Genomic DNA, 14,819 nt, shown 5'->3' with positions numbered 1-14,819 from the left:
CTAAAGAACTGCCCTGCGCGGAGCCGAGACTTCCTTCAGCCTGCTGGACATAGCGACACCAACCAGTCCCATCAGCGCCAGGAAGATTAGAGCCGCCGCAGGGCCGAAGCTAGCGATAACACCCGACAGCGCACCGACGATGAGCAGGACAACACCCATGATGGTGTTGGCCGCTCCGACGTACTCGGTGCGCTTGTCGCCTTCTGCCATGTCAACAACATAGGTCGAACGAGCCACACGAACACCGGCGTGAACGACGGACATTGCGAAGAAACCGAGTGGGAAAATCCAGGCATTGGCGCTGGTGGAAAGCCAGTGCGCACTTGCGACCAGCAGGAAAAGCACGATCGAGCCGACGAGCGAAGAGTAGGTCAGGACCTTCTTTGAGGATTTATCCGACCAGATTCCGGCGACTTTTCCACCAATCAGAGAAGCGAAACCCGCAGCGAGCATGAAGATGCCGACGTTTGCGTTCACTCCCCCGCCGCTACCGTCTGAAGCTTCCAGATCAGCACCCACCTGCGCACTCAAGGTCACGATGAACGACGTAGATAGTGCTGTGACCAGCAACAAGCTACGGACAATCACGAAGTCACGGAAGTTCTTATCCTCCGCAAATAGCCGCCAGGTGTCCTGCCACCAGGTTTTATTCGGCTCTTCCTTGTCATCTTCATTGGTGGGCTCGACAATTCCGCGGAAAATCAAAACCGCTGCCACCCATGACAGAGCTGCAGCAAAGATGAGCCCCGCCACGATCGGTTTGGTGACGTTATCGCGGATGATCCACAACACCGCACCAACAATAATTGCGGCGACACCGCCCAACATCGCAGCTCGGCCGCTGATCTGCCCGCGCTGCCCCTTCGGAATCGTGCGTCCTTGAACATCCTTGGAGGCCATCGAGCACAGTGCTCGGGCCGTCGCAAAGCCTGCAAGTGCGAGGATTACAGCAACACCGAGCGCGGTACCTTCCAGGAACAACGCCGCCAGACCAATCAGCGCTGCAGCGACCGCTTGCCCCAACGCCCCGGCAATCCAGACGGTCGTGCGGCGCGGGCGAGATTTCACCCACGGTGTCAGCGCAGCCTGCGGCAGCATAGAGCCGGACTCACGCACTGGCACAAGCATGGCGATGAAGAAGCCCGGCGCGCCAGCCGAATGCAGCAACCATGGCAACAACGTCTTTGCCGCGACGATTTGATCGCCAATATTCTGCAGGCCGTGCGCCCAAACATAGCGCTTGGCGTTGGTGCTGGCGTGTTTTTGCACCGACTCTGGGTTGTCCCCTACAGGTTTGTCAGCTACCGAGCTATCCGTCATACCTTTCACGCTACCTGTCCGCAGCAACGGCGCTGACGCACGCGACTGTCTGCTCAGGCCAGTCGAAGCACGAAACGCGCTTGCCCCTTCTGCCATTACACTCGCGGGAAGAACATCTAACATCTTCAACGAAAGTAGAAATATGCCCGCTGACCTTTATCGGCGTCTCTCCAACCTCGATGGCAAGAGCTACGGTGCATACAAATCTTTGCGTGGCTCCCACGACCTGCCGGATCTGGACGCGACGCTGTTTATCGACAAGGTCCAATCCGACCCCTATGCCCCGGCATCACGGGCACGCGTCCATATTCCGCTGTCCGTACTGGACTATCGCGGCGCCTCCCGGTCACAGCCCGGCAGGTTAAGCACGGCGGAGCTCGATTTGCTGAACCGCCGTCTCGTGCGCGCTTTGAAGAAGTATGGTCGCGGGCTATTCATTGATTCTCCAGGTCAGCAGGTCTTGCGCCGAGCAGCTGTCGCTGAGCTCCGTGCGGATGCGCACGACGTCGATAAGCATGGCGATGCCCTACAGATCAGCCTAGAAATCCAACTGCCCGCCCGCGGCCGACGCATTCTCGGGCGTGAGGCGGCGCGCTTGATCTGTGAGGATCTGTTTGACGCGCTTGACGACGCCATCGTGAACGCACCCATCGATGCGCTCGAGGCAGCCGCGGAATTGGAGTATGACCAGCTCTTTTTGCGCCGTGCAGTGGCGGACGCGGACCTGATTGGGTTTGTGGCAGACAGTGCGGTGTTGCCTCGTCAGGCGGGCAATAGCCAGCTTCCGAAGCCCGGCGCGACTGCGTTTACCTCGCCGGAATCGCTGCAGCACAGTTTTCAGCTGCCGTCGGGCAAAACCGTGCACGGCATGGGTATTCCGCGGGGCGTGACGTTGATTGTTGGTGGCGGTTATCACGGCAAGTCCACGTTGTTGTCTTCCCTGGTCACGGGTGTTTATAACCATGTCGCTGGCGATGGCCGCGAGTTTGTAGTCGCCGACGAGACTGCGGTTGCGCTGCGTGCCGAGGACGGCCGAGCCATCACTGGTGTGGATATCTCGCCGTTTATCAACGGCCTTCCCTCCGGTGATGACACGACTCGATTTTCCACCGCGAATGCATCGGGGTCGACGTCGCAAGCTGCGGGCCTGATGGAGGCGCTAGGTTCCGGTGCGCGAGTGCTGCTCATCGATGAGGACACCTCCGCGACCAACTTTATGATTCGCGATGAGCGCATGCGCCGCCTCATCCCCGATGACCGCGAGCCGATTACTCCACTGGTCGCACGGGTCCGCGAGCTCTGGGAAAACCACGGAATCTCCACGGTCATCGTCGCTGGTGGTTCTGGTGCATTCATCGATGTCGCGGACACCGTGATTGCTATGGATGCGTACACGCCTTACGACGTCACCAAGCGCGCCCGTGAGCTCCGCGAATCGGCTACTCCGGCCGAGCCTTCGCCTGCTTTTGCGCAGATCGGTGAGCGTTTTCTGCAGGCTGACTTCCCCGCCGGTGGTGGCCGTGGTGGGCATGGCGGCCGCGGCGGCGGTCGCGGTGGGCGCGGTGGCGGTGCGAAACCACCTAAGCCACCGCGTGCTCGTGGTCTAGAGCTGATTCAGGTGGGCAAGGACAATCTTGATTTGCGCGCTGTCAGCCAATTGATGGACTCCTCCCAAACAGAAGCAATTGCCCGGATTCTGGGCGCCGTCGTAAAGCAGCTCGATGGGCGTACTGACCTCACCGACCTAATCCAGCGCGAGTACGACAACTTTTGTCATTCACTCTTCGATGTGACAGCTGAGTTCACCAACTCTGGTCATCTGGCCGAGCCTCGCGTCCAGGAGGTCGCAGCGGCAATCAATCGGCTTCGGCTCTTGCGGTAGAGCCTCGAAGATTGGCGGACCCCGGCCCCGCTCCCTCCCCTGCGGCTGCCCCAGCTAACTTCCTCGACGGATTTCGGCGTCAGGTCTTGACCTTGACGCGGCGTCAAACAGAAAGATGATTCCCGTGAGCAACAACGACAACGAGTACACCATCGGCGAGGCAGCCGAGCTCCTGGGCGTTACCACGCGCACGCTGAGGCATTGGGATGCCATCGGACTACTCAGCCCGCAGTATCGCACGTGGTCCGATTACCGCCTCTACACCGATGAGGACATCGACACCGCGCTGGAGATTCTGGTCTACCGCGCCGCCGGTGTGCCGTTGAAGACTATCGAGGAGTTCATCCACGGCGATTCCTCCCCGAGAAGTCGGAAAGATCGTTTACTCGCACAGCGAACTGTTCTCACCGAGAAGATCGCTGACCTGCACCACATGGTGCAGTCCTTGGACAAACTGATTGAGGAAGGAAATACCATGAAAGCAAAGACGAAAGCGGAGCTCTTGGGCCGCGACTGGCAGAATCTAGAAGCCGAAGCTGAGGAGCGCTGGGGCGACACCACTGAGTGGGAGCAGTCTCAGCAGGCTCAGGAAAAGATGAAGGACAGCGACTGGGCCGAGCTTGAAGCAGAGGCTAAGGATTTTGCCGATGCGCTTGCCGACGCCGCCGAGCGCCACGTCGAGCCCGGTTCCGCTGAGGCGGCCGAGCTAGTTGACCGTCACTTGGCCTCTATTACTCGCTTCTACGAGGCTGGTCGAGAAAAGCAGATTCTGTTGGCTCGCATGTACGTCGCTGATTCCCGGTTTGATCGGTACTACCGCGGCAATGCTGGCTACCTGCTGGAGCTGATTGAAGCTCAGGCCCGTAAGGAAGGCATTGACCCGGCAACTGCCGAGTGGCGGTAAATACAGGGAAGCAGCCGTTCAGCCCGGCCTTCCCATCCGGGACTGAATCGGCATAGAATTGCCTCATGAAATTCATCGAAGCCGCAGACTTCACCGCTGATCGCCCGTGGGGCGCACTGGATGTGGTCACTATGACTGGAGCCACAAGCGTTCGGCTCCACTGGAGCGATCAGCCATACAAGTGGCACATCAATGATGGCGAAGAGGTCTTTGTGGTTGTCGACGGAGCCGTCGATATGCACTACCGCGATGCGGGAGAGGAATGCGTACGCACATTAACGCCTGGCACTATCTGTTTCGCAGAAGCCGGCGACGAACATGTCGCGCACCCGCAGGGCGAGGCGCGCATGCTTGTCATTGAAAAAGAAGGCTCAGTCTAGCCCACAGCAACAGCAGCTGACAGTGCACACTTCGGCATCTCCATAACTCCGTCATATCCCCGACTCGGGAAGGAATTAACCATGAAATTCTCTCGCTCTATCGCCGCTGTCGCCATCGGTGCCGCTACTGTGCTGGGCGCTGTTGCTGCCTCTCCAGCTGTCGCACAGGCTATTGGTTGCCCCTTTGCACCAGTGCACAAGTATGAAGAACACCGTTTCTCCGGTTCTTCGACTTCAGCAGATGCTTTCAAGGTTTGGTTTAACGGTGGCGTCTACATTGAACCAATCGTCGAAACGCTGGATTTGGTTGAGCTTCAGGTTAACGACACCCAGGTCGCTCACGCTGGCGACATCATCTACAAGGATGAAGACGGCAACTTCTGGGTGAAGTAGCCTACGCAGGAAAAACAGGGCTCAATTACAGGTCTCACCCCGTGGCAGATTAACCTCATCTGAATAGGGCTATAGCGCTTAGCGTTGTGGAGTCACTGGTACTCTGTCTCGCACCTTTTGCAATTTCTGCCACGAGCCCTCGTTTTCAGGAGTGTTCCACCATGGAAATCATCATCGTCGATTCTGAGGCCGAAGTCGCGAGCATCGCTTCGGACTACCTCGCTCACTACGCCAACAAAGGTGGAAACCTCGGTGTAGCGACAGGATCGACTCCGCTTGCGACGTATCGGGAACTGATTCGTCGCCATCGGGCTGGTGAAGTCACTTTTAAGGACTGCAGTTTCTTCGCACTCGACGAATACGTGGGACTGCCCATCGAGCATGAGCAGAGCTACTACCACGTGATTCACAATGAGTTTTCCGATCACGTGGATGTTGACCCGGCGAGGGTCCATATTCCCGATGGCCTCGCGGACGATATCGGCGCGGCCTGCGAGGATTACGAGCGAAAGATTATCGAGGCCGGCGGCATTGACATTCAGTTGCTGGGCATCGGCACCAATGGGCATGTTGGTTTTAACGAGCCCGCCAGCTCTTTTGGCTCTCTGACTCGCATTAAGACGCTGCACCCGCAGACCGTGCTGGATAACGCCCGCTTCTTCGACTCCGCGGACGATGTGCCGTACCACGTGGTCACCCAGGGGCTTGGCACCATTTCACGTGCGGGGCACCTCCTGCTGCTGGCCACCGGCACCGCAAAGGCGCACGCTATTGCCGCATCCATCGAGGGCCCACTGAGCGCGTCGATGCCTGCGTCCGTATTGCAGCTGCACCCACGGGCCACGGTTGTCATTGACCAGGCCGCAGCCAGTGAGCTGAAGAACAAGGAATACTACGAGTTCACCTACGCCCATAAGCCGCAGTGGCAGAAGGATATGTGGAAGTAGGCCCCGGCCCTCCCCGGCCCCTTCCCAACCTTCGCTCCCACCCCCGGACTAGTCAGCGCTAGTCGTCATCATCCATCTCCAGCTCGGGGTCTTCGGCACGCGCCTGCTCGTAAACTTCCTTCGCTGCCGTGAGATTAATGACGCCGATGACAAGTCCCACGACGATGTCCGGCCATGCGCTGAACCAGAAAATGGTGACCACTCCGGCGGCGAGAATGAGCAGGTTCGCCAGGACGTCGTTACGCGCCGCCAACCACGCGCCGCGCATGAGCGCACTGTCGGCCTTGCGCAGGTTCATCAGCAAAATCGCACAGACCAGGTTGATGACCATCGCGATAATTGCCGTCACCGACAGCGTTAGTGGCTCTGGCGGCTCACCGCTAATCATCTTCCAGATGGCGGTGCCGAACGCTGCAATCGCCGGGATCAGAATCAGCCCGGCAAGGCCGATACTCGCTTTACGACGGCTCGCCAGCGACCAACCCAATGCGGTGAGAACTAGCAGGTTGATGACGTAAACACGGGGGACATCGTAACGCTCGGCGCGAGTACCATCGAATCCTATGACGCACCCGCAGAAGTTCCACTCAGAAATGAAGGTTCCCGGCGGCAAATTGGTTGTTGCCGATTGTGAGACCACCGGTGACACGATTTCGTCGATAAGCATTTCGGGCGATTTTTTCCTCGAGCCCGATGAAGCCTACGACATTATTAATGACGCTCTGCTCGGTGCACCTGCGGGAGACCATACGGAGCGTTTACAGGTTCGCCTCGATGCGGCGCTGAAGGATTTTGAGGATCAGTCTGGTCGCGAGGTGCGACTGCACGGTTTTGATACCCACATCATTGCGCAGGTCGTTCGACGTGCACTGACACAGGCTGTCGACTTCACTGATTTGGAGTGGGAGGTTTTGCAGCCGGGAGTCCTGCCGACGGTGATGAATGTTGCTCTCGACGAACTCCTCCTTGACCAAGTCAATTCCGGACAGCGCGGACCAACTCTGCGCTTCTGGGATTGGGATGATCGTGCCACCGTCATCGGTTCCTACCAGTCCTATGTTAATGAACTCGAACCCGAGGGCGTAGAGAAGCACGATGTGCAAGTGGTGCGTCGTCTCTCCGGCGGTGGCGCGATGTTCATGGAGGGTGGCAACTGCGTCACCTACTCGATCTATGTTCCGGAGAAGCTGGTCGCCGGCCTCAGCTACGTCGAATCCTATGAGTTCCTCGACCGCTGGGTCATCGCCGCGCTCGCGCAGCTCGGCGTCAATGCGTGGTGCGTCCCCATCAATGACATCACCTCCGATGGCGGCAAGATTGGTGGTGCCGCACAGAAGCGCCGTGGTTCGACAGTGCTTCACCACGTCACCATGAGTTATGACATCGATGCCGACAAAATGATGGAGGTTCTGCGCATTGGCAAGGCCAAGATTGCCGATAAGGGCCTGCGCAGCGCGAAGAAGCGCGTCGATCCGCTCCGCCGTCAGACTGGCGCCAGCCGCGCGGAAGTCATTGACACGATGAAGCAGACATTCATCAACCGCTACGGTGCCACCGAGGCATCGCTTTCCGACGAGGACTTCGCTGCGGCGCAGCATCTTATTGACACCAAATACGGCACGGAGGGCTGGACTCACCGAGTCCCCTAACGTCGCACTGCTTACTTGTATACGACAGCTGGTCGGGAAAAGAAGTTAACTAAAAGAGACAAGTAAACAAAGGAGAGTCGACGTGAGCGGCGAGCGTGCAATTGGGTCCTATCCTGCGAATATGCACCAAAACCTGGTGAAGGGTTCGGCGCGCGCCGTAACAACACCGCCGTGGTGGTCTCCCCGATATCGAAGGCACCGGAATTGTGATTCACGGGCGCCCACTACAGAGCTTGAACGGTGTCGGCGAATTCACCGAGACACTGGCCACAACGCCGCTACAGCCCCCGCGAGAGGTTCCAGCGCAGAACCGCAGGCCGGTCATGGTAGCGACCAAGCACTGACAGGGACGCAGTATTCAATGGGAAGGACTGGCCAAGTTCAATGGGCAGTTCCAACCAGGCCGTAGTGAGCGCACGCAGCGAGTGACCGTGGGCGAATAGAATCGCCTTGTCTTCACCCGATTCACGAACCCTTTTGACTACACGTTCAACGCGCTTGCGGACTTCTTCCGCGGTTTCGCCATTGGGCACACCGTGAGTCCAAATCTGCCAGTCGGGAACAGTCTTCTGCACTTCCTTCGAGGTAATCCCCTCGTAGTCGCCGTAGAACCATTCCGCGAGATCCTCTTCGACTTCGAAGTCGTGGAATCCTGCCAATCGAGCGGTCTCTTGGGCACGCTGGCGGGGTGATGCCAGCACTAGCCCAAAGTCCTTCGGATCCAGCCAGCCGTTCAGGGCCTCGGCTTCTTCCCGACCGTTGTCAGTCAGAGGAAGATCAGTTACCGATGTGTGCTGTCCAGTGCGCGACCACTCAGTTTCGCCGTGCCGCACGAGATATAAATCAGTCATAGTTCCAGCTTAGGCTTATCTGAAAGTGCGGTTAGCCGCGGCAGCCCTGCTAGCCCATCACGGGGTCACGGATCCGGCTACGAACGCTGCTTAAGTGTTTCCACTGCGCGGTCGGCAAGCTCCTCGCCAGCACCGTCATAAAGGTAGACGGCCATGTCGGCACCAACGTTGAGAAGCTGATCCTTAAACCTCTGCACCTTAGTGGTGGTAGCAACCACGGCTTCGGTGTCCTGCTTACGGATGTTCTGAATCATCGCGTAGGTCTCAGCGTGCTCAGACAGCGCCAACACGTACAGCGCTGGTTTCTTCTCCAACTCGATGTGGTGCCACAGCTCTGGGTCTGTCACATCACCCGAGATAACCTGGTAGCCCTGCTCACGCAGCTCTTCGATGCGATCCTCATCGAAGTCAACGCCGAAGACGTTCATGCCGTACTCATTAACCAACCTGCCGTAGACACCGACGCCGACGCGCCCCATACCCATGATGAGGGCATCAGCGTTATCAATAATGACCGTTGCCTCTTCTGGGACCAGGCGGTCCTCTGGGGTTTCTGGGACGAACTTCTGCAGGAAGCTGACCAGCTTGTCCTCATGCGGGACCATCAGCGAGCTGGCAATGAAGCTACCCGCCACGGCGACCGCCATGATCGAGGTCCACTCATCGGGCAGAATGTCCTGTTGCGTCGCCGCAGCCATGACAATGAGACCGAACTCCGAGTAGTTACTCAGCGTCAGGCCCGCCAACGCGCTAGTGCGCAGGGACAGTCCGGTGCGCTTGAGGATCCCGATGAAGATAGTGACCTTGAACACCAGGAACAGGACCATAATCGCGGCGATAACGTAGCCGCCAGCACTTGGCAGACCGCCGAGGCCAATTTGGATAAAGAACGCGACCAGCAGCAGCTCGCGGATACTAATCAGAGCTTCCGACAGACGGTCAGAAATTGGGTGCGAGGACAGCAGAATACCGGCAACCAAGGAGCCCAGCGAGCCGGACAGCCCTGCCAGCTCGAAAGCCGAGTACGCGGCCACTGCGATGCCGATACCGGTGAGAACCAGCAGCTCAGTGCGGAACATGCGGTTGGGAAGACGCGCCGCCAGCGGACGGATGAAGAACAACAGTGGTAGAGCCAGCGCCCACAGCTCCGGGGTCTTACCCGACGATGCCACCAGCACACCAACCGCAATGATGTCCTGCAGAATGAGCACACCAATCGCGATGCGTCCGATGGCCGAAGCACCGCGGTTCTGCTCCTCCAGGTGGCTCATCACAAACACTGTCGAGGAAAACGAGGTTGCGATGCCGATGTAAATCAGTGAGGTCACCGACAGCCCCGTGAGCTCACGCAGCGGCAGGAAACTCGCGACACCGAACAGCACGGCAAAAACTACCGTGTTCAAAAGCGCGTGCCCCAGCCCCGAAAAGACCACTCGCGGCGCCACGATATCCTTCGGATTCAGCTTCAGACCAATAGTGAACAGCAAGGTGGTAACACCAAGCTCGGCCAGCGAATCAATAAACGGGATTTCCTCAAGCCCCATTGCATGAACGGCAAAACCGGCCCCAAGGAAACCAATCAGCGGCGGCAGCCGAAGCAACGAAGCACCGAGTCCGCCGATAATCGAAAACAGTATTGCTGTTAGGTAGACAGATTCCACCCATCAAAGATACGGCTGGCACCGCCGATTTATGTAGGGCTTGCCATTAACAGTTTTTTAGTCACCCAATTGGGGGCTAGCGCCGATACGGGACCTCGCCCAACGTAATCGGCTGCGGGTGGTCTGCAACCCACGCGACTGCCGCTTCAGTCAACGCATCAATGTCCGCCTCCCCGGCTTTGCGCTGCTTCACGACGGTCATCGCTTCCTCGGCAGCCCCAACCGTCTCCAACCAGAAGTCGGTCATCTGGACAAAGTCTTCGTCCCAGTTGACGTAGCCCATCTCCAGGGCCTCGTACCCGAGCCGACCGACGATGCGAATAACTTCGCCCTGCACAGTCGCGGCTGTACCGCCACCAGGTACAAGGTAATTCCAGAGGTATTTAAACTGGCCATTGGTCGACTTGTCTTCGGGGACAATGATGTCGCTGTGGCCGTCGTGAGGCGTAATCACGTCCGGACGTTCCGCACCGATGCGTTCGTAGAGACGATCCATGACCGGCTGGTACTCGTCGCGCGCCTTGTCGGACATGCGGTTGTAGCGGCGGCCAAACTTAGTGAACTCTTCGCGGACTTCGTCGTCGATGACCGAACCGGCGTCCAGGAGAACCTCGATACTCTCTAGGACTCGCCGGACTGCATCGGTATCGGCGGTAGCGATTGCCTCTTTGAACGCTGTGCGGCTGTGACCGAGACGGTTCTCTCTATGGAGGTCAGCGCCATTTTCCAACAGCAACGCAATCGCCTTGGGCTGATGGCTCTTCGCTGCCATGAAAAGCGGAGGATACTTACCGGCTTCAGTGTCCGCACCGCATTCGAGCAGGAGCTTCATCCTCTCGATGTCGCCCCGATTCGCATGCTCTGCCAGCGCGGTCTTACCGAAGCGGTTCTCAGTGTTGACGTTGATCCCCTGGTCGATCAGCCAGCGCATGAGCTCTGGCGGGCTGCCACGGAGCGCTAGTGCAGTGTCCTTGCTGTATCCGAAAACCGCGTCGAGAGCGCAAGTGTCATAGACGGCCTTCAGCGCATCCATGTCACCGGCTTCAAGCAGCTCTTCGAAATCTTCGACCAGTTTCTTCCGCTTCCGTGGCATGCAGTTTCCCCTTTACTTACCGCCCTCGTCAGTGGACAGCGCAGCCACGAATGCCTCCTGCGGCACCGAGACCGAACCGATGTTCTTCATGCGCTTCTTACCGGCCTTCTGCTTCTCCAACAGCTTGCGCTTACGGGAGATGTCACCGCCGTAGCACTTAGCAAGGACGTCCTTGCGCAGTGCACGGATGTTCTCGCGGGCGATAATCTTCGAACCGATTGCAGCCTGAACTGGGACTTCGAACTGCTGGCGAGGAATTAGCTCGCGCAGCTTCTTGGTCATCTTGTTGCCGTACCACTGCGCGTTATCGCGGTGGACGATAGCGGAGAATGCATCGACGGCCTCGCCCTGCAGGAGGATGTCCACCTTGACCAGGTCGGCAATCTGCTCGCCGGCATCTTCGTAGTTCAGCGAAGCATAACCCCTGGTGCGGGACTTCAGCATGTCGAAGAAGTCGAAGATAATCTCGCCCAGCGGCATCTTGTAGCGCAGTTCCACGCGGTCCTCAGACAGGTAGTCCATACCACCCATCTCACCGCGCTTCTGCTGGCACAGCTCCATGGTGGGGCCAACGAACTCGCTTGGCACGACGATGGTGCACTTAACCATCGGCTCGTAAATCTCGCGGAGCTTCCCCTCCGGCCAGTCACTCGGATTGTGAACAGTGACCTCGGTGCCATCCTCAGTGACCACGCGGTAGACAACGTTCGGCGCCGTCGAAATGAGATCCAGGTCGAATTCGCGCTCCAGTCGGGCGCGGGTGATCTCCATGTGCAATAGGCCCAGGAAGCCCCCGCGGAAACCGAATCCGAGGGCCACCGAAGTCTCAGGTTCGAATGTCAACGAAGCGTCGTTAAGCTGGAGCTTTTCCAACGCATCACGCAGGTCAGGATAGTCCTGCTGAGAGATTGGGAACAGACCGGAGTAGACCATCGGCTTTGGCTCTGCGTAGCCTTCCAGCGGCTCCTCCGCCGGTGTGGCGTTCAGCGTGACGGTGTCACCGACCTTGGACTGACGAACGTCCTTCACACCGGTGATGAGGTAACCGACCTCGCCGACGCCAAGGCCCTTACATTTCTTCGGCTGCGGCGAGACAATGCCGATTTCCAGCAGCTCGTGCTTGGTGCCGGTGGACATCATCTGAATGACTTCACGCGGCTTGAGCTGCCCATCAACAACACGGATGTACGTGACCACACCGCGGTAGGTGTCGTAGACCGAGTCAAAAATCAGCGCACGGGCAGGTGCCTCCGGGTCGCCGACCGGTGCCGGGACGAGCTCACAGACTCGGTCGAGCATTTCCGCAACGCCCTCACCGGTCTTGCCCGACACACGCATGACATCCTCCGGCTCACAGCCGATGATGTGCGCGATTTCCTCCGCGTACTTATCCGGATCCGCGGCCGGCAGGTCAATCTTGTTCAGAACCGGAATGATCTCCAGGTCATTTTCCATGGCCAGGTAGAGGTTGGCCAGCGTCTGCGCTTCGATGCCCTGAGCAGCGTCGACAAGCAGAATTGCGCCTTCACACGCCTCTAGCGCACGCGAGACTTCGTAGGTGAAGTCAACGTGACCAGGCGTATCAATCAGGTGCAGGACAATCTCTTCGCCCGCGTGCTTACCTGTGCGCGGAACCCACGGCAGGCGCACGTTCTGAGCCTTAATGGTGATGCCTCGTTCGCGCTCAATATCCATGTTGTCGAGGTACTGATCGCGCATATCGCGTGCTTCAACAACGCCCGAGAGCTGCAGAATTCGGTCCGCCAGGGTGGACTTACCGTGGTCAATGTGCGCAATAATGCAGAAATTTCGAATCCGTGAGGGGTCCGTAAAAGTCTGCTCCGCAAAATTCTTGGTCACGTTGGGTCTACTCCGAAAAATAAAGACGTTATGGGCATTGGGGCGCGGCGTTGGCCGACCCATATGCGCCGGCCTCGAAAACCGACCAGCCGGGCTTAAATACAATCACGCACAATCTTACCTATCGATTCCCTCCGCACTAAACCTCTAGACTTAGATTCCATGAGCTCCACTTCGTCCACCGATCAAAATGAACGCGAAAGCTGGCCACGCCGCCTGCGTAATCGCATCAGCGCGCGTCTTTTCGCCGGTACCGAGTGGTTCCGTGGCCCCGACACACTCGACGAGGCGCTGTTTAAGCTCAACATGCAGCTAGGACTCGCCCAGGACACCTCGCTTTCCGACGAGTCCAAGGAGGCCCTACTTCGACTGCGAGATTCGGTGACCATCGCGCGTCCGACCGCGGAGCTGGCCCGTACAATCGTCTACAGTCCCGACATGGATGGTCAGGCCGACCCCGGCGAAGTGGTATGGATTCCGCTGCAGCTCGAAGGTGAAAATGCCGCTTTGCGTGAGCGCGCTGTGGTCGTGGTTGGTCGCCACGACCAGTATCTTCTGGGCATGCTCATCTCCACCCGCACCGAGCACAGTGAGCACCCGGAGTGGCTATTTATTGGCAGCGGATTCTGGAATGAAGACCCCAAGCCATCGTGGGTTCGCATGGACCGCATCTTGCTCATCCCGGAATCGGGCATTCGCCGCGCAGGCGCAATGATGCCCCGCAGGCGCTTCGAGCTCATCGCCGCCCGACTTCGCGGTGACTATGGCTGGAATTAGCCGAAGCTGGAATTAGGCAGCGGCTGGTATTAGGCAGCGCTGTTTGCTAAGATTCTGCAAGTTGTTTACCGTTGCGTTCCTTTTCGGCGAGCGCGGGCAGGACCTTGGGTTCGCGTTTTCATCGTCGTATAAGCGCAGTGGGTGGTTTTAACTCGCTGGTTAATTAGTTTGACCAGCAGAGGTTCGACCCGAAATTTGCACTGTGATCAGGACTTTTCTTGGTGGCGGACGGTAGCAATTCCAACTACTACGGATACAAGAGGTATTCACGATGGCAAACATCAAGTCCCAGATCAAGCGCAACAAGACCAACGAGAAGGCTCGCCTGCGTAACCAGGCTATCCGCTCTGCAGTCCGCACCGAGATCCGCAAGTTCCAGGCTGCTGTTGAGGCTGGCGACAAGGCTGCTGCTGAGGCTCAGCTGCGCGTTGCTTCCCGCAAGCTGGACAAGGCTGTCACCAAGGGCGTCTTCCACCGCAACACTGCGGCTAACAAGAAGTCCGGTATGGCTAAGGCTTTCAACAAGCTGGAGGGCTAATTCCCCTTTCGGCGCTGTGCTGATTCTGCGCTGCGCTTGCGCCGTGCTAGCGCTGCTTTTGCCGCGCTTGTGCCGTGAAATTAACCGCTTCCTGCTATTTTCCGATTTCTTTTCGGATGTGGCGGGAGGCGGTTTTTATTATTTAACCCCAACGCGAGTTAGTGGCTGCGTTTATGGCTGGCGGCGGTGGGGCGATGCGAGTTACTGACTACGTTTATGACAAAAATGGCCTGGTAGGTTCAGGCGGTGAATGCATCACCACTTTCGACCAGGAGAAGTAGTGAAGCAAACCCGCCGAACGAAATACAGTGCCATCAAACCGATTGCGCTTCAACACATCGCCAACGGGGCATCAGCAAGCGCAGTTGGACGTGAGTTAGGGATACCCTCACCAACTGTCAGGCGGTGGGCGCGACAAGCCGGAATTGAGATCCAGCACCAATCGCACTACCCGAAGGTCTCGATGATGCATAAGCATCGCGTGATCTACGAGATGCTTATGGCCGGCTCATATAGTGTTGCCGAGATTGCCGCGCAGGCTGGGGTGTGCACAACCACGGTGTA

At 58.2% G+C, this 14,819-nt stretch carries 15 protein-coding genes; 9 read left to right on the top strand and 6 right to left on the bottom strand.

Annotated features, from left to right (window positions below; all coding sequences use genetic code 11):
* Positions 1–1,320: an MFS transporter gene (locus tag ADM64_RS06510; protein ID WP_224784251.1), complete on the bottom strand. Its 1,320-nt coding sequence runs from the start codon at positions 1,318–1,320 to the stop codon at positions 1–3.
* A gap of 142 nt (positions 1,321–1,462) precedes the next feature.
* Between ADM64_RS06510 and ADM64_RS06505 the strand changes: the two genes are divergently transcribed.
* The 5 genes from ADM64_RS06505 to nagB all read left to right on the top strand — a co-directional run bounded on the left by ADM64_RS06505 (position 1,463) and on the right by nagB (position 5,826).
* The gene (locus tag ADM64_RS06505; protein ID WP_049193608.1) at positions 1,463–3,202 is read left to right on the top strand and encodes an ABC-ATPase domain-containing protein; all 1,740 of its coding nucleotides are present in this window, start codon (positions 1,463–1,465) and stop codon (positions 3,200–3,202) included.
* Positions 3,203–3,317: 115 nt separating this feature from the next.
* Positions 3,318–4,106 carry a MerR family transcriptional regulator gene (locus ADM64_RS06500; protein WP_049172640.1) on the top strand — a complete coding sequence of 263 codons (789 nt, stop codon included), beginning with the start codon at positions 3,318–3,320 and terminating at the stop codon, positions 4,104–4,106.
* Positions 4,107–4,171: 65 nt separating this feature from the next.
* Positions 4,172–4,486: a cupin domain-containing protein gene (locus ADM64_RS06495; protein ID WP_049193606.1), complete on the top strand. Its 315-nt coding sequence runs from the start codon at positions 4,172–4,174 to the stop codon at positions 4,484–4,486.
* 81 nt (positions 4,487–4,567) lie between these two features.
* Positions 4,568–4,879 (top strand): hypothetical protein, encoded by a 312-nt coding sequence (locus ADM64_RS06490; protein ID WP_049172637.1) that lies wholly within the window; start codon positions 4,568–4,570, stop codon positions 4,877–4,879.
* A 161-nt stretch (positions 4,880–5,040) separates the two neighbouring features.
* Positions 5,041–5,826 carry a glucosamine-6-phosphate deaminase gene (nagB, locus tag ADM64_RS06485; protein ID WP_049172635.1) on the top strand — a complete coding sequence of 262 codons (786 nt, stop codon included), beginning with the start codon at positions 5,041–5,043 and terminating at the stop codon, positions 5,824–5,826.
* A 58-nt stretch (positions 5,827–5,884) separates the two neighbouring features.
* Here the strand turns inward: nagB and ADM64_RS11140 are convergent, their stop codons facing one another.
* Positions 5,885–6,466: a cation transporter gene (locus tag ADM64_RS11140; RefSeq protein WP_241486346.1), complete on the bottom strand. Its 582-nt coding sequence runs from the start codon at positions 6,464–6,466 to the stop codon at positions 5,885–5,887.
* On the opposite strand from ADM64_RS11140, the gene ADM64_RS06475 reads away from it, so the two are divergent.
* Positions 6,390–7,475, top strand: a complete 1,086-nt coding sequence (locus ADM64_RS06475; RefSeq protein WP_049193604.1) for a lipoate--protein ligase family protein — start codon at positions 6,390–6,392, stop codon at positions 7,473–7,475. The two genes, ADM64_RS11140 and ADM64_RS06475, sit on opposite strands and share 77 nt — an antisense overlap.
* Before the next feature lie 278 nt (positions 7,476–7,753).
* On the opposite strand, the gene ADM64_RS06470 is transcribed toward ADM64_RS06475, so the two are convergent.
* From ADM64_RS06470 to lepA, 4 genes are all read right to left on the bottom strand, one after another.
* On the bottom strand, positions 7,754–8,326 hold the full coding sequence (locus tag ADM64_RS06470; protein ID WP_049172631.1) for a histidine phosphatase family protein: 573 nt from the start codon (positions 8,324–8,326) through the stop codon (positions 7,754–7,756).
* A gap of 77 nt (positions 8,327–8,403) precedes the next feature.
* The gene (locus ADM64_RS06465) at positions 8,404–9,987 is read right to left on the bottom strand and encodes a cation:proton antiporter family protein (protein WP_049193602.1); all 1,584 of its coding nucleotides are present in this window, start codon (positions 9,985–9,987) and stop codon (positions 8,404–8,406) included.
* A gap of 76 nt (positions 9,988–10,063) precedes the next feature.
* Positions 10,064–11,080 carry an ankyrin repeat domain-containing protein gene (locus ADM64_RS06460; RefSeq protein WP_049193601.1) on the bottom strand — a complete coding sequence of 339 codons (1,017 nt, stop codon included), beginning with the start codon at positions 11,078–11,080 and terminating at the stop codon, positions 10,064–10,066.
* Between the two features lie 12 nt (positions 11,081–11,092).
* Positions 11,093–12,940, bottom strand: a complete 1,848-nt coding sequence (lepA, locus tag ADM64_RS06455; RefSeq protein ID WP_049193599.1) for a translation elongation factor 4 — start codon at positions 12,938–12,940, stop codon at positions 11,093–11,095.
* Positions 12,941–13,102: 162 nt separating this feature from the next.
* On the opposite strand from lepA, the gene ADM64_RS06450 reads away from it, so the two are divergent.
* From ADM64_RS06450 to ADM64_RS06440, 3 genes are all read left to right on the top strand, one after another.
* Entirely contained in the window at positions 13,103–13,717 is a 615-nt protein-coding gene (locus ADM64_RS06450) for a type II toxin-antitoxin system PemK/MazF family toxin (RefSeq protein WP_049189284.1), read from the top strand.
* Between the two features lie 271 nt (positions 13,718–13,988).
* Positions 13,989–14,255: a 30S ribosomal protein S20 gene (rpsT, locus tag ADM64_RS06445; RefSeq protein ID WP_016422323.1), complete on the top strand. Its 267-nt coding sequence runs from the start codon at positions 13,989–13,991 to the stop codon at positions 14,253–14,255.
* Between the two features lie 250 nt (positions 14,256–14,505).
* Positions 14,506–14,819 (top strand): helix-turn-helix domain-containing protein (locus ADM64_RS06440; protein WP_241486319.1); only part of this gene is annotated, 314 nt, incomplete at its 3' end.

It is taken from the genome of Corynebacterium sp. 401_CJEI, assembly GCF_001076435.1.
GTDB lineage: Bacteria > Actinomycetota > Actinomycetes > Mycobacteriales > Mycobacteriaceae > Corynebacterium > Corynebacterium jeikeium_D.
The sequence above is the reverse complement of the archived record's forward strand: the minus strand, read 5'-3'. Positions and strand labels throughout refer to the sequence as shown.